A 21,739-nucleotide genomic window follows, 5' to 3' on the forward strand; every position below is an offset into this window, starting at 1 on the left:
CGACCGCCAACCGGCGGGTCAGAGGCCGCCGGGGAGGCGACCGGGGGCGAGCCGGCGGTGCGGGTCCACGCGCTCCTTGGCCTCGGGCAGCCCGGCCGGGACCGGTACCCCGGCCCGGAAGTCGACGGCGGCGCGGACCTGCGGCGGGGCGGCCACCACGACGCACCGGCCCCCACGTGGTTGCAGCGTCTGGCGCAGGCTGTCGACGATCCGGGTCACCCGTTCACCGGCGGCGAGCGGGCCGGCGAGCGCGGCGTACAGCACCCCGGCGGCGAGGGAGCCCCGGGCCGGGACCGGCACGCCGGACGCCTCCGGGTACACCGCGCGGGCGACGTCCTGGAGCACGTAGAGGGGCGAGTGCAGGTGGTCCGGGGGCGCCTCGATCCGCAGGGCCACGTCGCCGGGGCCGAACGGGTACCGCCCCCACCAGGGTGGCGGCTGGAACGCTCCGCTCGCGGTCGGGCCGAGCAGGGCCGTGAGCTGCCGGGCCCGCTCGGCGACGTCGGCGGGGTCACCCTCCAGCAGCACCACCAGGCTGCCGGTCCAGACGCCCCGACCGGCGACCGAGGGGTGGGCGGGATGGACGAACGGGGAGAGCGCGGGGGCGGCGGGCAGGTCCGCCTCGATCGCCGCCGGGTCGACGTCGGCGGTCGTCACCACCTGCACCAGGTCGCGGGCCTCCGCCGGGTGCCGCACCGGGCAGGTCACCCAGTACCGGCAGGCGGGGACGGCCTGCACCCGCAGGGTCGCGGCGACCAGCAGGCCGAGCCCGCCCTGTGATCCGCAGAGCAGCCGGACCGGGTCAACCCCGGCGGCTGCCGCCCCGTCGACCGGCACCGTGGCCAACTCGCCGTCGGCGTCCAGGTAGCGCAGCCGGACCAGGTGACTCGCCGGCCCGCCGTGCCGGTGCCGCAGCGGGCCGGGCTCGTTCGCCGCGATCACGCCGCCGAGGGTCGCGCCGGGCGAGGGCGGGTCCAGCGGCAACCACTGCCCGCCGCGCCCGAGCCGGGCCTGGACCGCCCGCATCGGGGTACCCGCGCCGACCTCGACCTCGGGCGCGTCGTCCGGGCGGTGGCCGAAACCGGCGAGCCGGCCGGTGTCCAGCACGATGTCGACCCGGTCCGGGGCGGCCCCCCAGTCGATCTTCGTCCCCGCCCCGCGCGGCACCACGGCCAGTTCGTGGTCGGCGGCGAGGCGGAGCACGTGGCCCGCCGCCTGCGCGTCGCCGGGGACCGCCACCCACCGGGCCGGCCGGCCCGCCACCTCGTCGGCCGGACCGGCCAGCCGGGCGAAGGAGGAACCGCAGATCTCCGCCAGCCGGCGGGTGATGTCGGAGGCTCCGGGTCGACCCATCGAGGAACTCCTTGCTCCCACCATGCCGACAATCGTACAGGTGTACGATAGATAGATGGCTGGGAGTATCGATCAACTGACGGAGAGTACCCCTCATCGGTCCCACCGCACCATGCCCACTCGGGCAGGAGTCCACACTGGAGGCCGGTGGCGACCGCCGTCGTCGTACCCTCTGTCCCCGCGCCGGGAGCCGGACGCCGGGCCGGATCCGGGCCCCGACGCCGCTCGCCGTGCCCGGCCACGACGCCGCTCGGCCGGTAACGTGGCGCCGTGACCACCGAGACCTCCGCGCCCGTCGCCAAGCGGGTCCCCACGGAACGCACCCACCACGGCGACACCGTCGTCGACGAGTACGCCTGGCTCACCGACAAGGAAGACCCGGACACCATCGCCTACCTGAAGGCCGAGAACGCCTTCACCGAGGCGCGCACGACCCACCTCGACGGGCTGCGGACGGAGCTGTTCGAGGAGACCCGGCGACGCACCCAGGAGACCGACCTGTCGGTGCCGGCCCGCAAGGGCGACCACTGGTACTACACCCGCACGGTCGAGGGCCAGCAGTACGGCGTGCAGTGCCGCCGGGCGGTCCGCGACGGCGAGACCGACCCGCCGATCAGCGTGGAGGGTGCCCCGCTCGACGGCGAGGAGGTGCTGCTCGACGGGAACGTGCTCGCCGAGGGGCACGACTTCTTCTCGCTCGGCGCGTTCGACGTCAGCCCGGACGGCCGCTGGCTGGCGTACTCCACCGACTTCTCCGGCGACGAGCGGTTCACCCTGCGGGTGAAGGACCTGGCCACCGGCGAGGTGCTCGCCGACGAGATCCCCGGGACGTTCTACGGCACCGCCTGGTCGGCCGACGCCTCGGTGCTCTTCTACGTCACCGTGGACGAGGCGTGGCGGCCCAACCGGGTCTGGCGGCACGTGATCGGCACCCCGGCCGGCGACGACGTGGTGGTCCACGAGGAGCCCGACGAGCGGTTCTGGGTGGGGGTCGAGCTGACCCGGTCGGAGCGGTTCGTCCTGATCGACATCCACAGCAAGATCACCAGCGAGGTACGGGTGATCCCGGCGAGCAACCCGACCGGCGAGCCGGCGGTCGTCGCCCCGCGCCGGCAGGGCGTCGAGTACTCCGTCGAGCACCACGGGCACCGCTTCCTGATCCTGCACAACGACGGAGCGGAGGACTTCGCCCTGGCGTACACCTCGGCGGACGCCCCTGGGGAGTGGGCTCCGCTGATCGAGCACTCCCCCGGCACCCGGCTGGAGGCGGTCGACGCCTTCGAGAACCACCTGGTCGTCTCGCTGCGCAGCAACGGGCTGACCGGGCTGCGGGTGCTGCCCTCGGGCACCTCCGACTCGTACGACATCGACTTCCCGGAGCCGATCTACAGTGTCGGCCTGGACGCCAACCCGGAGTACCGCACCGGCGTCGTCCGGCTGCGCTACTCCTCCCTGGTCACCCCCGACTCGGTCTACGACTACGACCTGGTCACCCGGGCACTGACGCTGCGTCGGCGCAAGCCGGTCCGGCCCGGCCCGGACGGGCGCGAGTTCGACCCGGCCGACTACGAGCAGCACCGCGACTGGGCGGTCGCCGACGACGGCACCCGCATCCCGATCTCCCTGGTCAGCCGGGTGGGTACCCCGCGCGACGGCTCCGCGCCCTGCGTCATCTACGGGTACGGCTCGTACGAGGCGAGTATGGACCCGTGGTTCTCGATCACCCGGCTCTCCCTGCTGGACCGGGGCGTGATCTTCGCGGTGGCGCACATCCGGGGCGGCGGTGAGCTGGGCCGGCGCTGGTACGAAGAGGGCAAGCTGCTGGCCAAGAAGAACACCTTCACCGACTTCGTCGCCTGCGCCCGGCACCTGGTCAAGGCCAACTGGACCAGCACCGACCGGCTGGTGGCCCGGGGCGGCTCGGCCGGCGGCCTGCTGATGGGCGCGGTGGTGAACCTGGCCCCCGACGCGTTCGCCGGGATCGTCGCCCAGGTGCCGTTCGTGGACGCGCTGAACACCATCCTCGACCCGTCGCTGCCGCTGACCGTCACCGAGTGGGAGGAGTGGGGCAACCCGCTGGCCGACCCCGAGGTCTACGCGTACATGAAGTCGTACACCCCGTACGAGAACGTGGCCCCGGTCGCGTACCCGGCGATCCTCGCGGTGACCAGCCTGAACGACACCCGGGTCTTCTACCACGAGCCGGCGAAGTGGATCGCCCGGCTGCGCGCGGTCGCCCCGCAGGGCGACTACCTGCTCAAGACCGAGATGGGGGCCGGGCACGGCGGGCCCAGCGGCCGGTACGACGCCTGGAAGGAGGAGGCGTTCGTCAACGCCTGGACCCTGGACCGCTTCCAGCGGTAACGGTGGTAAGGAAGGGCCCCCTGTTAACGCATTCGGTAGAGGAAGGGCCCCTTCCTAACCGGTCGGACGTCCCTCCGCCGGGTCGGCCGGGGGATCGGCCGCAGCGAGCGGGCCGGTGAGCAGCGCCGGGCCGGCCGGGGTGTCGTCGGCGGTGAGCAGGCCGGTGAGCAGCGCCGGGTCGACGTTGCCGCCGGTCACCACGGCCACGGTACGGCCGGGCGGCAGCTCGTCGGGGTGGAAGAGCCGGGCGGCCAGCGCCACCGCGCCGCTCGGCTCGGCCACCAGCCGTACCTCCCCGGCCAGGCGTCCGGTGGCGGCGAGGATCTCCGCCTCGCTCACCGTGACCACCGTGTCGAGGCGTTCCCGCAGGTGGGCGAAGGTGAGCGCGGAGAGGTTGGTCCGCAGGCCGTCGGCGACCGTGCGGTAGGTCAGCGCCGGCTCCCAGCTCGTCAGGGCGCCGGTGGACAGCGACTCGTGGGCGTCGGCGGCGAGCGCCGGCTCGACCCCGACGACGGTGGCCGCCGGTCGGAGCGCACGGATCGCGGTGGCCACCCCGGAGGCGAGGCCGCCGCCGCCCACCGGCACCAGCACCACGTCGACGTCGGGCAGGTCCTGCGCGATCTCCAGGCCGACGGTGCCCTGGCCGGCGATGACCCGCCGGTCGTCGAAGGGCGGCACCAGCGCCGCGCCGGTGTCGGCGACGACCCGCTCGGCCTCGGCCAGCCGCCGGGCCGGGGGTACCAGCAGGACGGTGGCACCGAGGGCGCGGATCCGGTCGACCTTCACCGCCGGCGCCCCCTCCGGCACCACCACCGTGCACGGGATGCCGGCGGCCCGCGCGGCGTACGCCAGCGCCTGCCCGTGGTTGCCGGACGAGTGGGTGACCACGCCCCGCCGCCGTACCTCCGGGTCGAGCCGGGCGACCGCGTGCGTCGCGCCGCGCAGCTTGAACGAGCCGACCGGCTGGAGGCTCTCCGGCTTCACCCACAGCCGGTCGTCCCACGGCGTGGGAAGCAGCGGGGTACGCAGGACGGTCCGGGCGAGATCGGCGGCGGCGGCCCGGACCTCCGCCAGCGAGACGAGCTCCATCGGACCATCCTCCCGCCCGCCCCCGGGTTAGGAAGGGGCCCTTCCTATACCGAATGCGTTAACAGGGGGCCCTTCCTTACCGTCAGGGCGGCGGCCAGCGAGCGCACCACCACCAGGCACATCAGGTACCGGTACACGAGTTGCTGCGCCGGCAGGTGCCACAGTGGCCGCAGCCGTTCCCCGTCCAGCCACAGCGCGTACCCGGCGGTGAGGGTCTGTGCCAGCAGCAGCCCCACCCAGGCCAGCAGGTACCCGACCCCGGGCCGGTGGAGCAGCGCGGACAGGGCGAGCACGTCGACCACCGGCGCGGCCAGCGGCAGCAGGAACCGGCAGAGCAGCAGGGACGGCAGCGCCCGCCGGCCCAGCCGCCCGCCGGGGCCCGACTCGCGCACCGCGTACCGGTGCTTCCAGATCGCCCGCAGGATGCCGTGGGAGTGCCGGTACCGCTGCCGCCAGAGCCCGCCCGGGGTGGCGGGCACCGGGGTCCAGGCGATCGCGTCCGGCTCGTACTCCACCCGCCAACCGGCCCGGAGCACCGTCATGGTCAGGTCGGTCGCCTCGGCCGGGGTGTCCACCGGTACCCCACCGACGGCGACGAGCACCTGCCGGCGGTACGCGCCGAGCGCACCGGGGACGGTGGGCAGGCAGCCGAGCACGTCGTACATCCGCCGGTCGAGGTTGCGGCCCAGCGCGTACTCCAGGTGTTGCCACCGGCCGAGCAGCCGCCGCCGGTCGGCGACCCTGGTGTTGCCGCAGACCGCGCCGACGGTGGGGTCGGCGAAGCGTTGCACCAGCCGCAGGACGGTGTCCGCCTCGACCACCGTGTCCCCCTCGACCAGGACCAGCAGCTCCGTCCGGGCCGCCCGCACGCCGGTGTCCAGCGCGGCCGGCCGGCCCGCGTGGGCCTGCCGGACCACCCGCACCCCACGCAGTCGCATCCGTGCCACCAGCTCGGCGGTACCGTCGGTGGAGCCGTCGTCGACGACGATCACCTCCACCGCCGGGTACGCGCTGGCGACCAGGGACCGCACCGTCGCCCCGATGGTGGCCACCTCGTTGTACGCCGGCACGATCACCGACACCGGCGCGTCGATCACCGGGCGCGGCCCGCGCGGCTGCCAGCGCCGACGAGCGTGGACGTGGGCGCCGATCGACTGCGCCACCAGCCGGCCGATCCCGAGCAGCAGGACCAGGCCGAGCAGCAGCTCCAGCACCGCCGTCGCACCGCCGGCACCGACCCGGGCCCACCGGACCGCGGTACCGTCGAACGCCGCCACCGCGTCGACGTGCTGCTCGGTGAGCCACGCCAGCAGCACGACCAGCCCGGACAGCGGCACGACCAGCCCGGCCGACAACAGGGTCCCGCGGGCCGGCGGGTCGGGCGGAGCGACCGGTCGGCTCACCCGGGACGGCCGGTCGAGCCGGGACGGCCGGGCCGGCGGGAATCAGCAGGGCGATCGGCGAAGGTCGCTGCTGTGCCGCGCGGCTGGTCCCGCATCCGCTGCTCTCCCGCCGTCCGCTCCGCGCCCGCCCCGGGGCCCTACGCAACGATCAGCGTGACTGCGCCGCACGGTGTTACATCAACGCCGGCCGGCCGGTGCCGGAAACCCCTGACACTTTCCGGTGATTCCTCCGTTCCTGGTGGTGATGTCGCGGTCGATGCCGGACACAAGGCCAGCAGGAGGTGTCATGGACGTCCGCGAGGGTCGGTTCACCGGGTTGTACGAGCGTCATCACGGTGACGTGTGGCGGTATGTGGCTCGGCGGGTCGTCGGGGCTGACGTCGGCGACGTCGTCGCCGAGGTCTTCCTCGTCGCCTGGCGCCGTCTGGACGATGTGCCGGCCAACTCCACCCTGCCCTGGCTGTACGGGGTTGCTCGGCTGGTGCTGGCCAACGAGGCCAGGGGCCGGCGGCGGTGGCGGGAGCTGACGCTGCGCGTCGCGGCACAGCCGGATCCGGTGGTGGTGGCGGATCACGCGGACGAGGTGGCCAGCCAGCGTGACGTCGTGGTCGCGTTCGACCGGATCCCGGACACCGATCGGGAGGTCCTCCGGCTGGTCGCCTGGGAGTGTCTGAGCGCGGCCGAGGCGGCGGTCGTTCTGGGGTGCTCCCGGGCGACGTTCGCGATGCGGCTGATGCGGGCCAGGCGCCGACTCCGGTCGCAGTTGGAGGTGGTCGGTCGAGGCGGAACCGGCACCAGGAACGGCTCCGTCGATGTCGAGTTGGGGAGGGTGCGATGAACGCCGCGGATGAGGTGCGTCGCCTGCTGGGTGGGCTGGATCCCGTACGCGGCAGCCGCCCCGAGGACGAGCAACGGCGTACCCGTGACCTGGCGCGCATTCTCGCCTCCGACCCCGCCGACCTTGCTGGAAGCACCGGCCGACGGGCGGTGCCGCGACGCCGCCTCGTGCTCGCGGCCGGCGGGGCGGTCCTGGCGGTGGCCGTTGGTGGGGTGGCGGTCCAGACCGTTCGGCAACCGCAGCCGGCGTACGCGGCCACTCCCGCGATCCTCACCTACGGCCCGCCGGCGAGCGCGGAACCGGCGTCGACCCGGCTGCGGCGGCTGGCGGCGGTGGCGGCGGGACAACCGGCGCCCCAGCGGCCGGCCGGCACCGTGGAGCACCTGGAGTCGGCGAACTGGTTCCTGGACTCCTCGACGACCGGTGGGCGGACCACCTCGGCGGTCGTACCCCAGCAGTGGCGGTCCTGGCGGACCGACGACGACGCCGGCCGAACGATCAGAAGGACCTTGCCTCCCACGTTCCGCTCCGCGGCCGACCGCCAGGAGTGGGTCAGGCGCGGCGGCCGGATCGAGTCGTCGGAGCAGACGGAGGACTTCGCGGCGGGCGAGTTCTCCTCCGTCTGGCGCGGGCCGGTGCCGACCGATGCCGCCACGCTCCGGGAGTGGCTCACCGCGGGCCAGTCCGCGCATCCGGCCCCCGTGCAGTACCTGGAGGATCTCGCGCAGCTCGCCGGCCTGCGGCTGCTGGGCCCGGCACAGCGCGCGGCGGCACTCACGCTCCTCGCCGAGCTACCCGGCGTCACGGTGACCGGCACCGTCACCGACCGCGCCGGACGCGCCGGTGAGGCGTTCTCGATCACCTCAGACGCCCACGGCCTGCCCGCCCAGTACACCGTGATCGTCGATCCCCGGTCCGGCGCGCTGCTCGGCTACGAGGAGGTGCTCACCGAGCGGGCGGGCATGCTGAACGTGACGATCCCCGCAGTCATCACCTACCGCTCCTACCTGGTCGCCGACTACGCGCCCATGCCTCGATGACGAGGCGGGTGGGCGGCCCCTCCGGGACGCCCACCCGCCGTCCGGGCGCGCTGACCCGGTCAGGCGGTCAGCCGACGCCCTCGGCCGGGCTGTCGGCGGCCGGGGTCGCACCGGCCGGGCGGCCGGCGAGGCCGAGCAGGCGGTCGAGCTCCGACGCGTCCGGGGCGGTCTCGACCGCGTCACCGAAGACGCCGTACTGCCGGCCCTGCGGAGCCAACCGCTCGGTCAGGGCGAGCGCGGGCGGCAGCGTCTCGAGGGCCGGCTGGTACACCTGGCCGGTCGCGGTCGCCAGGTCCCACCCGTGCACGACCAGGTCCAGGAGCACCATGCCGCCGACCGTCTCCTGCGGCATGCCCATCGTCGGCGAGGTTCCCTCCAGCGCGGCCGGATCGGACCACGCCTGCGCCACCCTGCTCACCTCGACCTCGAACCGCTCCCGCCAGTCGCCGGTCAGGAACTCGGGCTTCTCCGCCCACTCGACCGGCTGCCGCAGCGCCAGCGCCTGGAAGTTGACCACCACCTCGAAGAGATGGTTGAGCAGGTCACGGACCCGGAACTCGGCGCAGGGGGTCGGCAGGTCGAGCTGGTCGTCGGCGATGCCCCGGACGACCGCGACCGTCGGCGGCGCGGCCATGGACAGCAGCTCACTCGTCTTCGTCGTCATGCCGGCGAGCCTATGGCGCGGAGCGGGCCGCGGAGACGCCACGGTGTCCGCTGCGCTGTTAAGAAGGGGCCCTTCCTCTACCGGAAGCGTTAAGAGGGGGCCCTTCCTTACGCCGAGCGGCGGACGGCGACCACGGCGACGTCGTCGTGGATCTCCGGCGGGGCCAACTCGTCCAGCAGCCGCTGGCAGAACGCGTCCAGGTCGCTGTCGACGCCGGTCGCGGCGGCGGCCAGCGCGGCCAGACCCTCGTCGATGGTGACGTCCCGCCGCTCGATCAGCCCGTCGGTGTAGAGCACCAGCGTCGCCCCGGGCGGCAGCTCGAACTCCAGGTCGTCCGGGCGCTGTGCCCGGACGCCGAGCAGCGGGGCGGGCCGCTCGACGAACTCGACCTTGCCGTCCAGGCTGATCAACGCCGGCAGGTGCCCGGCGCTGGCCAGCCGGATCCGGCCGGTCTGCGGGTGCAGCAGCAGGACGCAGAGGGTCGCCAACTCGGCCGGGAGCAGCGTCCGCATCATCTCGTTGACCCGGTGCAGGATCTGGCTCGGCTGGTGCCCCTCCACGGCGTACGCCCGGACGGCGTGCCGCAGCTCGGCCATCACGGTGGCCGCGTGCAGCGAGTGGCCGGCCACGTCGCCGATCGCCATCAGCAGGTGCCCGTCGAGCATGACCAGCTCGTAGAAGTCCCCGCCGACCTCGGTCTGCGCGCTCGCCGGCTCGTACCGTACGGCGAGGTCGAGCCCGGCGATCTCCGGGATCCGGCGGGGCAGCAGGCTGCGTTGCAGGGTGACCGCGATCCGGTGCTCCTCGTCGAAGGAGCGCTGCGCCTCGACCGCCGCCGCCACCGCCTGGGAGAGCTGCACCAGCACCGGGGTCCGCCGGGTCTGGGTGGCGGTGGGCACCACCACGTACAGCGGGGGGCGGTCCTCCCGCAGCTTCGCCGCGGCGACCGTCACGGTGTCCCCCGCCGGCCAGTCGACCAGCCCCCAGTGCGCCGAGTCGTCCACCCGGACGGTGGAGCCGGTGGGAATGCCGGTGTCGTCGACCGCCCACGGCACCACGGTCGCCCCGGCTCCCGGCCCGGCCGAGACCCCGGCGACGCAGTCGCCGTCGAAGGTCTCCGCCACCACGATGGCGGGACACTTGAAGATCTGGGCCGCGCCCGCCGCCGCCTCCTCCAGCAGCCGGGTGAAGTTCGGCGCGGCGTGCACCGCGACGGTGGTGTCGGCCAGCCCGGTGAGCCGCTCGGCGAGCAGTTCGGCGCGCTGCCGGGCCTGGTAGTAGCGGAGCACCGCGTGGGCGGTGGCGACCAGTTCCTCCGGCTCGATCGGCTCGGCCAGGTACGCGTCGGCGCCCCGGGTCAGCCCCTGCGCCCGGTCCACCACGTCGACCGCGTGCGCCGACACGTGGATCACCGGCAGCGCCGGGTGGTCCGCCTTGATCCGTTCGCAGACCTCGAACCCGCTCAGGTCGGGCAACCGGACGTCGAGCACGACCAGGTCGACCGGCTCCACCGCGACCCGGCTCAGCGCCTCGGCCCCGGTCTCCGCCTCGACGACCGCGAAGCCGGCCCGGGTCAGCCAGCTCACCAGCAGGTACCGCTTGGTGCGACTGTCGTCGACCACCAGCACGGTCGCCGGGGGGCCGTCCACGGTCACGCTCCGCCCGTGGGCAGCACGACGGTGAACCGGCTGCCCCGGCCGGGCTCGCTGCACAGCTCCAGCGTGCCGCCGAGCAAGGTGACCAACCGCCGGGCGTACGGCAGGCCGAGGCCGGTGCCGCCCACCCGGGTCCGCCCGGGTACCTGGTAGAACTCCTCGAAGATCCGCTCGTGCAGCTCCGGCGCGATGCCCATGCCGGTGTCGGTGACCGACAGCTCCCAGCGGTCCTCCCGCCGCTTTGCCCGCATCCGCACCTCACCCCGCTCGGTGAACTTGAGCGCGTTGTGCAACAGGTTACGCAGCACCTGGGCCAGCAGCACCTCGTCCGAGCGGATGACCGCCGGATGCGGCGGCTCCTCGACGACCAGTGCCACCTCCGAGGGGGTGGCCAGCGCCCGCAGGGTGCCCCGGAGCTGCCCGAAGACCGCCCGCAGGTCCACCTCCGCCCAGGCCGGCTCGATCCGCCCGGATTCCGCCTTGGCCAGGTCCAGCAGCTCGTTGACCAGGGTGAGCAGGTCGGCCGCCGAGGAGCGGATCCACTCCACCTGGCGGGTCTGCTCGGCGGTGAGCGGGTCGGAGCCCTCGTCGGCCAGGAGCCGGCCCAGCCCGATGATCGCGGTGACCGGGGCCCGCAGCTCGTGGCTGACGTTGGCCAGGAAGCGGCTCTTGGACTCGCTGGCCGCCCGCAACTGGGCGGACTTCTCGTCCAGCTCGGCGTAGAGCGCCACCACGCCCCGGTTGGTCTCCTCCAGCTCCTCGGTGAGCTGGTTGTAGAGGGCCATCACCCCCTGGTTGGTCTCCTGGAGCTCCTCGTTGAGCACGGCCAGCTCGTCCCGCTGGCTGCGGACCTCGTCCAGGGCGGCGATCAACTGCTGGTTCTGGGTGGCCAGCTCGTCCAGGGCATCGCCCGGTACGGCACGCTCCAGCTCGGCGCGCAGCTCGGTCAGGCGCTGCGCGTTGGGCTGGGCGGCGTTGGAGGGTGCGCGTCGGGACATCCTCACGACCGTAACCCCGTCGAGGGTCGTCACGCCCAACGCGTCCACCAGTCGTGCCACCGCGCCGGACTGTGGCTGGTACGTTCCCGCTGGCAGCGGACCCACCGGGGCGAGGTCGATCTGCAGCCCGAACCGGCCGTCCGGGTACGTGACGACGGCGAAGGTGACGTCGGCTCCGTCGCAGGCGGCGAGGAGGTCCCGGGCGACCTCGCTGAGCGCGGTGGCGATCCGGACCTGGTCCTGGTGCTCCAGGCCGACGGCGACGGCCACCTCCCGGCCCCGCTGCCGGACCAGGAAGATGTCCTGCTCCACCCGCAGCGCCAGGTGCAGCACCGTGGTGTCACCGCGGCCGGTCACGACCAGCCCCGGGCGACCAGGACGCACGCGTCGTCCCGCCGGACCCCGGCGTCCCGCAGCAGGGTGGCGGCCACCACGGTCGGGGCCCGCCCGGCCAGGCCGGGGTAGTCCTCCAGCGACCAGCGGTCGACCACGCCGTCGCTGTGCATGACCAGCAGGGCGCCCGGGTCGAACGGGTAGTCGTACTCCCGCACGACGGGGCGCTGGTGTCCGGCGATCCCGGGCAGCGAGACGAGGCCCCGACGCCGTCCGCCCTCGACCACCACCATGGCGGAGATGTTGCCCAGTCCGGCGTACCGGAGCAAGCCGGCCACCGAATCCAGCTCGGCGACGGCCAACGCGGCGCCCCGGGTGTGCGACATCGCCCGGTGCAGGTGCTGCACCACCGCAGCGGGGGGCGCGGCGGGCGCGGCGCGGAAGGCGGCCAGCGCGGCGTCGCTGGCCGCCGAGGCGAGCGGCCCGTGTCCGAGCCCGTCGCAGACCAGGACCTGGTGCCGCCCCTCGACCACCCGGACGGCGTACCCGTCGCCGCTGACCGACTCACCGGTGAGCGGCCGGGTGATGCCGTCCGCCCAACTCGGCGGCGGGGTCGCCGACGGCCAGACCTGGACGACGAAGACGGTGCCCCGACCGGGCCGGGAGTACCCGTCCGACCAGCTCGCCTGCCGGACGATGGCGCCGAGACCGATGCCCAGCGTGCCGGTGGTGGAGTGGCCGTCCCGGGAGGAGACGGTCACGTCGGCCATGCCCGGCCCCGAGTCGACCGCGATCAGCTCCACCCCGGCCTGCCCGTCCTGGCGGACCGGACGCAGCAGCAGGGCGCCCTCGTCGGCGTGCTTGACCAGGTTGCTGGTCAGCTCGGCGGCGACGATGGCCAGGTCGGCGGTGCGGGCGGCCCCCAGGTCGAGCTGCGCGCCCAGCCGCTCGGCCGCCCGGCGGACCGCGCTGGCGGCGCTGCTGCTCTCCACCCGGAACCAGGTGCCCCGGTCGGGAACCCCGTCGGCGATCACCGGGACCACTTGGTGACGGTGATCCGGGTGCCCTGCCCCGCCGCGGTGTCGATCTCGAACTCGTCGACCAGCCGGCGGGCCCCGCTCAGCCCGAGGCCGAGCCCCCCGCCGGTGGTGTACCCGTCGGTCAGCGCGAGGTCCAGGTCGGCGATGCCGGGCCCGGAGTCGGCGAAAACGATCCGCACGCCCCGCCGCCGGCCGTTGTCGGCGGTCATCACGTCGACGGTCCCGCCACCGCCGTAGACCAGGGTGTTACGGGCCAGTTCGCTGGCCGCGGTGACCAGCTTGGTCTGGTCGACCAGGGAGAGCTTGACGGCCACCGCGACGGCCCGGACGAGCTGACGGACCCGGACCACGTCCTCGTCGGCGCGGACCTCCTGGGTCTGCGGCTGCCCCAGGTCGACGCCGACGGTCATCTGGACGCCGTCGTCTCGGTGGCGGGACCGCCGTCCGGCCCGGCGTCGTCCTCGTCCTCGTCGAGGTCCTGGTCGTCGTCGCGGGCGGCGGCGATGAGCTCCATGCCCCGTTCGACGTTGAGCGCCGTCCGGATGCCGTTGAGCGACAGGCCCAGCTCGACCAGGGTGATCGCGACGGCGGGACGCATCCCGACCACCACCGTCTCGGCGTCGAGCACCTTGGAGATCGAGGCGATGGTGGAGAGCATCCGGCCGACGAACGAGTCGACGATGTCGAGCGCGGTGATGTCGATCAGGACGCCGTGCGCGCCGGTGGCGACGATCCGCTCGGCCAGGTCCTCCTGGAGCTGCACGGCGGTCTGGTCGGACATGTCCACCTGGATGGAGACCAGCAGGATACTGCCGATCTTGAGGATCGGTACCCGTTCCATCACTGCCCCCGACGTGCCCGGCGGCCCATCTCGACGCCGGTGCTGCGCAGCACGTGACGCAGCGCGTCGGCCAGGCTCGCCTTGGTGGCGATGTCGCCGAACTCGATGCCGAGGGCGACGATGGTCTGGGCGATCTGCGGGCGGATGCCGGAGATGATGCAGTCCGCGCCCATCAGCCGGGCGGCCACCACGGTCTTCAGGATGTGCTGGGCGACCTGGGTGTCCACCGCCGGAACCCCGGTGATGTCGATGATCGCGTACGGCGAGCCGGTGTCCACCAGTGTCTGGAGCAGGCGCTCCATCACCACCTGGGCGCGGGCCGAGTCCAGGGTGCCGACCAGCGGCACCGCGACGACGCCCTCCCAGAGCTTGACCACCGGGGTGGAGAGTTCGAGCAACTGCTCGGCCTGGTCGGCGATCAGGCTCTCCCGGGTCCGGACGTAGCTCTCGAAGGTGAACAGCCCCATCTGGTCGATCAGCGCGGAGTAGGCCACGTAGTCGCGCAGCGCCTCCGTGCCGCCCGCGACCTCCAGCGTCTCCAGCAGGACGTCCTTGAGCGCGAAGACGCTGATCGCCGTCTCGGTGGCCGAGAGGCCCTGCCGGGCCCGGCCCCGGGACAGCTCGGCGAGTTCGGCGCGGAGTTCGCCGCCGCCCTCGTCGGCCAGGTCGACGAGGCCCTGGTCCCCGAAAGCGATCATGATGCGGTGCAGGTCCTGCACCTGGCGGAGCAGCTCGGCGTGGCTGAGCCGGCCCCGCATCTGGGCGGCCACGATCTCGGTCCACCGCAGCGTGATCCGCTCGCCGTGCTCCCTGAGCAGACCGGCCAACCGGCCGCTCTGTTCGGCGGTCAACGCCATGGTTTCCCCTCCTTGACCTGGACCGCCGGACTCTATCACCGGCACCTTGGCAACTAGTTGTCCCGTGGCAAAGAAATGACCTCGGGCACCCTGGCGGCTCCCGCTCTGCACACCCCCCGCCGGTGGGATACCGTTCCCCCGATAACAGGAGGTCTCCGAATGTCCCTGACGGTGCACACGGAACAGCGCGACGACGTCGTCGTCGTGTCGGTCGCGGGCGAACTGGACATGGCGACGGCACCGCAGCTCCAAGACCAGATCACCGACCTGCTCGACAAGGGCCGCAACCGCCTCGTGTTCGATCTGGCCGAGGTGTCGTTCTGCGACTCGACCGGTCTGTCCGTCTTCGTCCGCGCCAAGAACAGCTGCGACGAGGCCGGCGGCGAGGTCCGGTTGGCCGCCCCGCAGCGTGGCGTGCTGCGCATCCTCGAGGTCAGTGGGCTGGTCGAGGTGCTGCACACCTATCCGACGGTGGAGCAGGCGGTGGCCGGCGACCCCACGCCGACCTCGTCCTCCTGACCCCCGTCGCTCACCGCTCGTCCTCGACGAACCGGGGGCGAGCGATCACCATGCCCGCCGCCGTCTGCACCGCCAGCGCGGCCAGCAGGAACCCGATCGGCACGGTCCAGCCGCCGGTGGCCCCGTAGAGGACGCCGACCAGCAACGGGCCGAGCGCCGCGATGAGGTACCCGACGCTCTGGGTGAACGCCGACAGCGCGACCGTCCCCTCCGCCGTCCGGGCCCGCAGCCCGATGACCGCGAGCACCAGCGGGAACGAACTCTGCCCGACGGCCAGCAGCGCCGCCCACAGCAACGCCCCGTCGTGCGGGGCCACGGCGAGCCCGAGGTAGGCCAGCAGCATCGCCGTGGAGAGCGCCAGGATCACCGGACGCAGCGAGCGCAGCCGGCCGGCCAGGGTCGGCATCAGCATCGCGATCGGCACCCCCAGCGCGGTCACCGCCGCCAGCAGCAGGCCAGCGTCCCCGGCCCGGAAGCCGGCGTCGCGGAAGAGCTGGGCCAGCCACCCCATGACCGCGTACGCGCCGAGCGCCTGGGTGCCGAAGTAGAGTCCCATGGCCCAGCCGAGCCGGGTGCGACCGGGCCGGATCCGGCGCGGGTCGGGCGCGTCCGTCGCCGGGGTCGGGCGCGGTCCGGCCGCCCGGGCCCGCCGGGCCAGCGGCACCCACGGGAGTACGGCCGCCAGCGCCAGCCCGGCCCAGACGGCCAGCCCGGCCCGCCAGGAGCCGAAGGTGTGCGCGACCGGCACCGCCGCCGCGGCAGCCGCCGTCGCGCCGACGGTCATCGTCATCGAGTACGCGCCGGTGACCAGGCCGATCCGGTGTGGGAAGTGCTGTTTCACCAGCATCGGCAGCAGGATGTTGCCCACCGCGATCCCGGCCAGCGCCAGGGCGCTGTGCAGCAGGAAGACGACGCCCGAGCCGGTGGTGACCCGCAGCAGTTGCCCGAGCGCGAGCGCCAGCATCGCCGCGACCAGCACCCGGGGTGCCGCGTACCGGCGGACCAGCCGGGGGGTCAGCGCCCCGAAGAGCGCGAACGCGAGGGCGGGCAGGGTGGTGACGAGGCCGGCCACCACCCCGGAGAGCGCCAGGCCGGTACGGACCTCGTCGAGCAGGGCGCCCAGGCCGGTGATCGCGGCACGCAGGTTCAGCGCGACGAGCAGGATGCCGGCCAGCACCAGGAACCCGCCCGTGACCGGGGACCGGGGCGTCGGGTCGGGGCCCCGGGCGGGGGCGGCGGTACCGTGCGGGTCCGCGATCATGGTCGTCGACGGGGTCATGACCTCGAACCTACAATCATGGGATGAATTCTGGACGGGAGTTGTAACGGGTGACACCGTCGGTTGATTCCGCCCCGGTACCCCCGCGCGGGCGTCGGGTGCAGCAGACCATCGCCTCGCTACGGGACCGGATCCTGCGCGGCGAGTGGCCGGTGGGCGGCCGGATCCCGACCGAGCCGCAACTGGTCACCGCGCTCGGGGTGGGCCGCAACACCGTCCGGGAGGCGGTCCGCGCCCTGGTGCACGCCGGGGTGCTGGAGTGCCGCCAGGGCTCCGGCACGTACGTGGTGTCGACCGACGAGCTGGCCCCGGTGGTGGCCCGTCGGATCACCGACGACCAGCGGGCCGAGCTACGGATGGCCGAGGTGGTGGAGGTACGCCGGGCCTTCGAGGTGGAGGCCGCCCGGCTCGCCGCGCGCCGGCGTACCCCCGAGGACCTGGCGGCGCTCGACGGCGCGCTCGCCGCCCGGGAGGCCGCGTGGCACGGCGGCCGGGTCGCCGAGTTCGTGGAGGCCGACGCGGCGCTGCACACCGCGGTGGTGGCCGCCGCGCACAACGGCATGCTCGCCGAGCTGTACGCCTCGGTCGGCACCGCCCTGCGCAGCACCATCGCCCGCACGATGGGGGACGAACTGGCCCCCGAGCGGTACGTGGACCACGGCCGACTGGTCGACGCGATCCGGGCCGGCGACCCGGCGCGGGCGGCCCGGGAGGCCGGTGCTTTCCTGGAGCCTCCCCCGGGGGGATAGGTTGCCCCCGATGGAAGACCGGACACCACGGGAGTAACCGATGCTCAAGGGCTTCAAAGACTTCATCATGCGCGGCAACGTCGTCGACCTGGCGGTCGGTGTCGTCATCGGCGCCGCGTTCACCGGCGTGGTCACCCAACTGACCAAGTCGTTCCTGGAACCGTTGATCCGGGTGTTCGTGCTGCTGATCACCGGCAGCGAGAAGGGCATCGCCGGCACCGCCCCGGAGTTCCGGGGCATCGCCTTCGACTGGGTCGCCTTCGTCAACGCGCTGATCACGTTCCTGCTCACCGCAGCGGCGCTGTACTTCCTCGTCGTCTTCCCGATGAACAAGCTGGCCGAGCGGCGGCAGCGGGGCGAGGAGCCGCCGCCCGCCGCGCCGAGCGAGGAGGTCAAGCTGCTCACCGAGATCCGGGACGCCCTGGTCGCCGCCGGCCACGGCACGCCGGGACAGCAGCGCGGCGCGCTGGACGACGTGCTCGGCCGGCGTACCGACCCGCCCGTGCCGCCCGTCGGGCGCTGAGGCGACCCCGCACATCGGCCCCTGTGGGAATCCCGCAGGGGCCACCTCCTTTCGTACGCATGTTCGATAGAGTCCGGCCATGGAGCAGCGGAAACACTGGTGGAACGGCAAGTGGGGCCGACTCGCCCGGCGGGACGTCTTCCTCCGGGTGGACGCCGACCGCTGGCACGTGGAGCAACGGGCCGGCGGCGCCGAGGGCGTCTCCCGGTTCTACGAGTACGGCAGCGCCGACGAGGCCGAGGAGACGGTCCGCGCCCTGCTCGACGGCCCGGACACCTGGCGGGAGCTGTCCCCGCGCCCACCCGGCGGCTGGGCCCCGCCGGCGGCTGACGACTGGCCACGGCCGGCAACGGGCGTTTAGCGGCGTACCGGACAGGGAACCGCGCCACCATGAGCCAGCAGGACACCGAGCAGCAGGCGACCATCTCCCGGGTCACCACCGGCATGCGGGTGGTCGACTCCACCGGTGCCGACGTCGGCACCGTCGACCTGGTCCAGCGGGGTGACCCGAACGCGGTGACCGTCCAGGGCACCCCGAACGCCGACCCCGGCAGCAGCCTGGACGAGCTGATCGAGTCGACAGCGGTCGAGGAGCCGGAGGTCCCCGCCGACCTCGCCGCCCGGCTGCTGCACAGCGGCTACCTCAAGGTCTCCACCGACCTGGTCCCCACCGGCGCGGTGTACGTGCTGGCCGACCGGATCGCCGCCGTGGCCGACGGCGAACTCCGACTCACCGTCCCCGCCGCAGACCTCCCCTCCGAGGAGTAGCGCCGCCGACGCCGCCCCCGTCGTCGCGTGGCGCGCCGGGAGACACCAGCTGCTCGACAGGCTCCGCCTGGCCGGATGCCGACCCCGCCGCCTGATCTGATGCCGGCTCCGCTGCCTGGTCGGATGCCGGCCCCGCCGCCCGGCCGGATACCGGCCCCGGTCCGCCGGAGCGGCGGCGGAAGAGGAGCAGCATGAGCCAGCCGGCGAGCAGGCCCCAGAACGCGCCGCCCACGCCCAGCAGGGTCACCCCGGAGGCGGTCACCACGAAGGTGACCACGGCGGCCTCCCGGGAGTCGGCCTCGGCGACCGCCGAGGAGACCGCGGTGGCCAGGGCGCCGAGCAGGGCCAGGCCGGCGACCGCCTCGATCAGCACCGGGGGCGAGAGCGCGACCAGGGCGGTGGCGACCCCGGCGCCCAGGCCGAGCAGGGCCAGGCCGGTACCGGCGGTGACCGAGGCGATCCACCGGCGGTCCGGGTCCGGGTGGGCGTCCGGGCCGGCGGCGAGGGCGGCGCTGATCGCGGCGAGGTTGACCGCGTGCCCACCGGCGGGGGCGGCGGCCAGGCTGGCCAACCCGGTCGCCCGCAGGCCGGCGCCGAAGGGTGGGCGGTAGCCGTAGCCGACCAGGACCGCCATCCCCGGTACGTTCTGCGCGGCCATGGTGACCAGGAAGAGCGGCAGCGCCAGGCCGACCACCGCCGAGACCGTCCAGGCCGGCGCGGTCAGCTCGAACACCGGCCGGAAGCCGGGTCCACCGGCGGCCCCCACACCCGAGGTGGTGAGGGCGATCGCCACCACCGCCACGGCCAGCGCGGCGGGCACCGCCCAGCGGCGGGCGTACCGGTGCAGCAGCAGCCAGGTGAGGACGACGGGGGCGGCGAGCGCGGGTACCTCGACCAGGGCCCGCACCGGCGCGGTACACAACGGGAGCAGCACCCCGGCGAGCATCGCGCCGGCGATCGGCGTGGGGATCGCCGCGACGGCCCGGCTCAGCGCGGGGAAGAGCCCGGCGGCCACGATCAGCGCGCCGGAGACGAGGAACGCGCCGACCGCCGCCGGCCAGCCGCCGGGGATCGGGCCGGTCGCCACCAGCAGCGCCGCCCCCGGGGTGGACCAGGCGACGCTCATCGGGATCCGGTACCGCAGCCCGAGCCAGGCGGCGGCCAGCCCGGAGGTGACGCAGAGCGCGAGCAGGCCCGAGGCGGCCTGCGCGTCGGTCGCGCCGGCCGCGCGCAGGCCGGCGAGCACGACGGTGAACGAGCTGGCGAAGCCGACCAGGGCCGTCACCACCCCGGCCACCAGCGGTTGAGTCCGTCCCGCCATGACCACCCTCCCCATCCGCTGTTCCGTAAACGGAACGGCGACCGTGTAGCACCATAGCGGCATGGACCAGCCGCCACCACAGCGCCGTCGGACCCCCGATCCCGGAGCCGGGGAGGTCGGCGAGCGGGTCCGCGCGCTACGGAGGCAGCGTGGGTTCTCCCTGTCGCACCTGGCCCGGCTGGCCGGGGTGGGCAAGGCCACCCTCTCCGGGCTGGAGAACGGCACCCGCAACCCGACCCTGGAGACGCTCTACGCGATCACCGCGCAACTCGGCGTACCGCTGACCGCCGTGCTCTCCGGGCCGGCGCACGAGCCGGTGGTCCGGGGGGCGGCGGTCACCGCCACCCTGCTGGAGGTGTTCACCGAGGCCGAGGCGACGTTCGAGCTGTACCGGATGCGGGTCGCCCCCGGGCCGGGACAGCTCTCCCCGGCGCACCAGCCCGGGGTCACCGAGCACGTCACCGTCTTCAGTGGGGTGTTGCGGGCCGGGCCGGCGGACGCCCCGTCGACCGCCACCACCGGCGGGCACCTACGCTGGGTCTCCGACGTGCCGCACAGTTACGCCGCGCTCGGCGACGAGGAGGTCCAGGCCACCCTCCTGCTGCGCTATCCGGGACGTACCCGGCTTTTTCCGAACCTCGACGGTAGTGCGTAGAGACGGCGGCGGGGTGTTCTTGGCAAGCTTGACCCATGACGCTGATCCTCCGCTCGGCCATCATCAATGACGTCGGCCTGGTCCGGACGAACAACGAGGACTCGGCCCTCGCCGGGGACCGCCTGGTGGCGGTGGCCGACGGCATGGGCGGACTGCCCGCCGGCGAGCTGGCCAGCGAGATCGTCATCCGGATCCTGGACGAGCTGACCCCGCCGTTCGGGACCGCCGAGGCAGCCGACGCGCTCGCCGCCGTGGTGAGCACCGCCAACCAGCGCATCCGGGCCGCCATCACCGCCGACCCGGCGCGCGAGGGCATGGGTACGACGCTGACCGCCGGGCTGCTCGCCGGGGACACCCTGGTCCTGGCGCAGGTCGGCGACTCCCGGTGCTACCTGTTGCGGGACACCGAGCTGACCCAGCTGACCCGGGACGACACCTTCGTCCAGGCGCTGGTCGACCAGGGCGCGCTCACCCCGGCGCAGGCCCGGCAGCACCCGCAGCGCTCCCTGGTGACCCGGGCGGTGCAGGGCGTCGACGCCCCACCGGCGATCGGCACGGTCACCGTCTACCCCGGGGACCGGCTGCTGCTGTGCAGCGACGGGCTCTCCGACTACGTCGACGACCAGGCGATCGGGGCCGCCCTCGGGACGTACTACGACCGCCAGCACTGCGGCGAGCAACTGGTGAAGCTGGCCCACCAGGCCGGTGCCCCGGACAACGTCACCGTCGTGGTCACCGACGTCGCCACCGACTGACCGCCCCGCCGCCCTGCGTCCCGGCCGGGACGCAGGGCGGCGCGCCCGGTCACACCTTGTACGGCCGCGCGGCCCGGCCCTCCGTCAACGTCCGGGCCCACCAGACGAGCCGGTCCAGCAGCACGTGGGCGGCGGCGGTGCACTCGTCCCGCTCGACCGGGAGCCCGTGCTCGTCGAACAACCGCGACGCGCCGTGGAAGCTGACGGTGTCCCGGATGGTCGTGGCGTGCACCTCCGCGAAGACGGCGCGCAGGTGCTCGACCGCGCGCAGCCCACCGGAGACCCCGCCGTACGAGACGAAGGCGACGGGCTTCGTCTGCCACTCCTCGTAGAACCAGTCGATGGCGTTCTTCAGCGGGGCCGGGTAGCTGTGGTTGTACTCGGGAGTCACCACGACGAACGCCTCGGCGTCCGCCAACCGGGCCCGCGTCCTGGCGAGGTCGGTGGCCGTCCGGGTGGCCGAGGCGTCCAGCGTGGCCGGCAGGTCGACGTCGGCCAGGTCGACGACCGTCACGGCGACGTCGTCCCGCGTGGCGGCCTCCCGGGCGAACCACGTCGACACGGTCGGGGCGAAGCGGCCGACCCTGGTGCTGCCGACGATGACGGCGACCTTGACTGGCTGATCAGACATGAGCGATCCCTGAGGTCGAGGACATTGGTGCGTGTCTGTGTGACCGTATGTACTCAACCCGGGT

22 protein-coding genes and 1 pseudogene are annotated in these 21,739 nt (G+C 73.9%); 10 read left to right on the top strand and 13 right to left on the bottom strand.

The genetic code is table 11. The annotated features are described in order from the left end of the window. Positions 1-18 precede the first annotated feature (18 nt). Entirely contained in the window at positions 19-1,353 is a 1,335-nt protein-coding gene (locus AWW66_RS05900) for an FAD-binding oxidoreductase (protein ID WP_245647941.1), read from the bottom strand. Positions 1,354-1,623: 270 nt separating this feature from the next. On the opposite strand from AWW66_RS05900, the gene AWW66_RS05905 reads away from it, so the two are divergent. Next, positions 1,624-3,717 (top strand): S9 family peptidase, encoded by a 2,094-nt coding sequence (locus AWW66_RS05905; RefSeq protein ID WP_067360873.1) that lies wholly within the window; start codon positions 1,624-1,626, stop codon positions 3,715-3,717. A 153-nt stretch (positions 3,718-3,870) separates the two neighbouring features. On the opposite strand, the pseudogene AWW66_RS05910 reads toward AWW66_RS05905, so the two are convergent. Together AWW66_RS05910 and AWW66_RS05915 are read right to left on the bottom strand one after the other, a co-directional pair. Further along, positions 3,871-4,806: pseudogene (locus AWW66_RS05910) on the bottom strand (threonine ammonia-lyase); the annotation flags it as partial. A 44-nt stretch (positions 4,807-4,850) separates the two neighbouring features. Next, on the bottom strand, positions 4,851-6,209 hold the full coding sequence (locus tag AWW66_RS05915) for a glycosyltransferase family 2 protein (protein WP_067360876.1): 1,359 nt from the start codon (positions 6,207-6,209) through the stop codon (positions 4,851-4,853). A 286-nt stretch (positions 6,210-6,495) separates the two neighbouring features. On the opposite strand from AWW66_RS05915, the gene AWW66_RS05920 reads away from it, so the two are divergent. Continuing rightward, positions 6,496-7,047, top strand: a complete 552-nt coding sequence (locus AWW66_RS05920) for an RNA polymerase sigma factor (protein WP_245647942.1) — start codon at positions 6,496-6,498, stop codon at positions 7,045-7,047. Continuing rightward, the gene (locus AWW66_RS05925) at positions 7,044-8,087 is read left to right on the top strand and encodes a CU044_5270 family protein (RefSeq protein WP_067360879.1); all 1,044 of its coding nucleotides are present in this window, start codon (positions 7,044-7,046) and stop codon (positions 8,085-8,087) included. The genes AWW66_RS05920 and AWW66_RS05925 overlap by 4 nt, the downstream gene beginning before the upstream one ends. Positions 8,088-8,154: 67 nt before the next feature. Here AWW66_RS05925 and AWW66_RS05930 read toward each other — a convergent pair whose 3' ends face one another. The 7 genes from AWW66_RS05930 to AWW66_RS05960 all read right to left on the bottom strand — a co-directional run bounded on the left by AWW66_RS05930 (position 8,155) and on the right by AWW66_RS05960 (position 14,475). Further along, positions 8,155-8,751, bottom strand: coding sequence for a TIGR03086 family metal-binding protein (locus AWW66_RS05930; RefSeq protein ID WP_067360882.1), 597 nt, complete (start codon positions 8,749-8,751; stop codon positions 8,155-8,157). A 107-nt stretch (positions 8,752-8,858) separates the two neighbouring features. Next, positions 8,859-10,400, bottom strand: coding sequence for a SpoIIE family protein phosphatase (locus AWW66_RS05935; RefSeq protein WP_067360999.1), 1,542 nt, complete (start codon positions 10,398-10,400; stop codon positions 8,859-8,861). A gap of 2 nt (positions 10,401-10,402) precedes the next feature. After that, positions 10,403-11,761, bottom strand: coding sequence for an ATP-binding protein (locus AWW66_RS05940; protein WP_083978253.1), 1,359 nt, complete (start codon positions 11,759-11,761; stop codon positions 10,403-10,405). Continuing rightward, positions 11,758-12,771 carry a SpoIIE family protein phosphatase gene (locus AWW66_RS05945; RefSeq protein WP_067361002.1) on the bottom strand — a complete coding sequence of 338 codons (1,014 nt, stop codon included), beginning with the start codon at positions 12,769-12,771 and terminating at the stop codon, positions 11,758-11,760. The genes AWW66_RS05940 and AWW66_RS05945 overlap by 4 nt, the downstream gene beginning before the upstream one ends. Then, a complete protein-coding gene (locus AWW66_RS05950) occupies positions 12,768-13,187 on the bottom strand; it encodes an ATP-binding protein (protein ID WP_067360885.1) in 420 nt (139 codons plus the stop codon). Before AWW66_RS05950 ends, AWW66_RS05945 begins: the two co-directional genes overlap by 4 nt. Beyond that, complete coding sequence (locus AWW66_RS05955) at positions 13,184-13,618, bottom strand: STAS domain-containing protein (protein ID WP_067360888.1); 435 nt, start codon at positions 13,616-13,618, stop codon at positions 13,184-13,186. The genes AWW66_RS05950 and AWW66_RS05955 overlap by 4 nt, the downstream gene beginning before the upstream one ends. Continuing rightward, positions 13,618-14,475, bottom strand: a complete 858-nt coding sequence (locus AWW66_RS05960) for an STAS domain-containing protein (RefSeq protein WP_067360891.1) — start codon at positions 14,473-14,475, stop codon at positions 13,618-13,620. The genes AWW66_RS05955 and AWW66_RS05960 overlap by 1 nt, the downstream gene beginning before the upstream one ends. Before the next feature lie 159 nt (positions 14,476-14,634). On the opposite strand from AWW66_RS05960, the gene AWW66_RS05965 reads away from it, so the two are divergent. After that, on the top strand, positions 14,635-14,994 hold the full coding sequence (locus AWW66_RS05965) for an STAS domain-containing protein (RefSeq protein WP_067360894.1): 360 nt from the start codon (positions 14,635-14,637) through the stop codon (positions 14,992-14,994). Between the two features lie 10 nt (positions 14,995-15,004). Here the strand turns inward: AWW66_RS05965 and AWW66_RS05970 are convergent, their stop codons facing one another. Beyond that, positions 15,005-16,273, bottom strand: coding sequence for an MFS transporter (locus AWW66_RS05970; RefSeq protein ID WP_067360897.1), 1,269 nt, complete (start codon positions 16,271-16,273; stop codon positions 15,005-15,007). Positions 16,274-16,323: 50 nt separating this feature from the next. Here AWW66_RS05970 and AWW66_RS05975 point away from each other — a divergent pair, with 50 nt between their 5' ends. From AWW66_RS05975 to AWW66_RS05990, 4 genes are all read left to right on the top strand, one after another. Further along, the gene (locus AWW66_RS05975) at positions 16,324-17,022 is read left to right on the top strand and encodes a FadR/GntR family transcriptional regulator (RefSeq protein ID WP_067360900.1); all 699 of its coding nucleotides are present in this window, start codon (positions 16,324-16,326) and stop codon (positions 17,020-17,022) included. Between the two features lie 40 nt (positions 17,023-17,062). Next, positions 17,063-17,545 carry a large conductance mechanosensitive channel protein MscL gene (gene mscL, locus AWW66_RS05980; RefSeq protein ID WP_067360903.1) on the top strand — a complete coding sequence of 161 codons (483 nt, stop codon included), beginning with the start codon at positions 17,063-17,065 and terminating at the stop codon, positions 17,543-17,545. A gap of 79 nt (positions 17,546-17,624) precedes the next feature. Then, positions 17,625-17,906: a hypothetical protein gene (locus AWW66_RS05985; protein ID WP_067360906.1), complete on the top strand. Its 282-nt coding sequence runs from the start codon at positions 17,625-17,627 to the stop codon at positions 17,904-17,906. Between the two features lie 29 nt (positions 17,907-17,935). Continuing rightward, on the top strand, positions 17,936-18,313 hold the full coding sequence (locus AWW66_RS05990) for a hypothetical protein (RefSeq protein WP_067360909.1): 378 nt from the start codon (positions 17,936-17,938) through the stop codon (positions 18,311-18,313). On the opposite strand, the gene AWW66_RS05995 is transcribed toward AWW66_RS05990, so the two are convergent. Next, complete coding sequence (locus tag AWW66_RS05995; RefSeq protein WP_083978261.1) at positions 18,276-19,634, bottom strand: benzoate/H(+) symporter BenE family transporter; 1,359 nt, start codon at positions 19,632-19,634, stop codon at positions 18,276-18,278. The genes AWW66_RS05990 and AWW66_RS05995 overlap by 38 nt on opposite strands. A gap of 61 nt (positions 19,635-19,695) precedes the next feature. Between AWW66_RS05995 and AWW66_RS06000 the strand changes: the two genes are divergently transcribed. Both AWW66_RS06000 and AWW66_RS06005 read left to right on the top strand, forming a co-directional pair. After that, positions 19,696-20,289, top strand: coding sequence for a helix-turn-helix domain-containing protein (locus tag AWW66_RS06000; protein WP_067360912.1), 594 nt, complete (start codon positions 19,696-19,698; stop codon positions 20,287-20,289). Between the two features lie 35 nt (positions 20,290-20,324). Continuing rightward, positions 20,325-21,044 carry a PP2C family protein-serine/threonine phosphatase gene (locus AWW66_RS06005; protein WP_067360915.1) on the top strand — a complete coding sequence of 240 codons (720 nt, stop codon included), beginning with the start codon at positions 20,325-20,327 and terminating at the stop codon, positions 21,042-21,044. Positions 21,045-21,093: 49 nt separating this feature from the next. Here the strand turns inward: AWW66_RS06005 and AWW66_RS06010 are convergent, their stop codons facing one another. After that, the gene (locus AWW66_RS06010) at positions 21,094-21,675 is read right to left on the bottom strand and encodes an NADPH-dependent FMN reductase (protein WP_067360919.1); all 582 of its coding nucleotides are present in this window, start codon (positions 21,673-21,675) and stop codon (positions 21,094-21,096) included. Between the last annotated feature and the right edge of the window lie 64 nt (positions 21,676-21,739).

This window comes from Micromonospora rosaria (genome assembly GCF_001567585.1).
GTDB lineage: Bacteria > Actinomycetota > Actinomycetes > Mycobacteriales > Micromonosporaceae > Micromonospora > Micromonospora rosaria.

What these genes read in the sequence shown, in the direction of transcription:
- AWW66_RS05900 (WP_245647941.1), bottom strand. Translation starts at nt 1,353, where the DNA reads ATGGGTCGACCCGGAGCCTCCGACATCACCCGCCGGCTGGCGGAGATC.
- AWW66_RS05920 (WP_245647942.1), top strand. Translation starts at nt 6,496, where the DNA reads ATGGACGTCCGCGAGGGTCGGTTCACCGGGTTGTACGAGCGTCATCAC.
- AWW66_RS05925 (WP_067360879.1), top strand. Translation starts at nt 7,044, where the DNA reads ATGAACGCCGCGGATGAGGTGCGTCGCCTGCTGGGTGGGCTGGATCCC.
- AWW66_RS05930 (WP_067360882.1), bottom strand. Translation starts at nt 8,751, where the DNA reads ATGACGACGAAGACGAGTGAGCTGCTGTCCATGGCCGCGCCGCCGACG.
- AWW66_RS05950 (WP_067360885.1), bottom strand. Translation starts at nt 13,187, where the DNA reads ATGACCGTCGGCGTCGACCTGGGGCAGCCGCAGACCCAGGAGGTCCGC.
- AWW66_RS05955 (WP_067360888.1), bottom strand. Translation starts at nt 13,618, where the DNA reads ATGGAACGGGTACCGATCCTCAAGATCGGCAGTATCCTGCTGGTCTCC.
- AWW66_RS05960 (WP_067360891.1), bottom strand. Translation starts at nt 14,475, where the DNA reads ATGGCGTTGACCGCCGAACAGAGCGGCCGGTTGGCCGGTCTGCTCAGG.
- AWW66_RS05965 (WP_067360894.1), top strand. Translation starts at nt 14,635, where the DNA reads ATGTCCCTGACGGTGCACACGGAACAGCGCGACGACGTCGTCGTCGTG.
- AWW66_RS05970 (WP_067360897.1), bottom strand. Translation starts at nt 16,273, where the DNA reads ATGACCCCGTCGACGACCATGATCGCGGACCCGCACGGTACCGCCGCC.
- mscL (WP_067360903.1), top strand. Translation starts at nt 17,063, where the DNA reads ATGCTCAAGGGCTTCAAAGACTTCATCATGCGCGGCAACGTCGTCGAC.
- AWW66_RS05985 (WP_067360906.1), top strand. Translation starts at nt 17,625, where the DNA reads ATGGAGCAGCGGAAACACTGGTGGAACGGCAAGTGGGGCCGACTCGCC.
- AWW66_RS05990 (WP_067360909.1), top strand. Translation starts at nt 17,936, where the DNA reads ATGAGCCAGCAGGACACCGAGCAGCAGGCGACCATCTCCCGGGTCACC.
- AWW66_RS05995 (WP_083978261.1), bottom strand. Translation starts at nt 19,634, where the DNA reads ATGGCGGGACGGACTCAACCGCTGGTGGCCGGGGTGGTGACGGCCCTG.
- AWW66_RS06000 (WP_067360912.1), top strand. Translation starts at nt 19,696, where the DNA reads ATGGACCAGCCGCCACCACAGCGCCGTCGGACCCCCGATCCCGGAGCC.
- AWW66_RS06005 (WP_067360915.1), top strand. Translation starts at nt 20,325, where the DNA reads ATGACGCTGATCCTCCGCTCGGCCATCATCAATGACGTCGGCCTGGTC.
- AWW66_RS06010 (WP_067360919.1), bottom strand. Translation starts at nt 21,675, where the DNA reads ATGTCTGATCAGCCAGTCAAGGTCGCCGTCATCGTCGGCAGCACCAGG.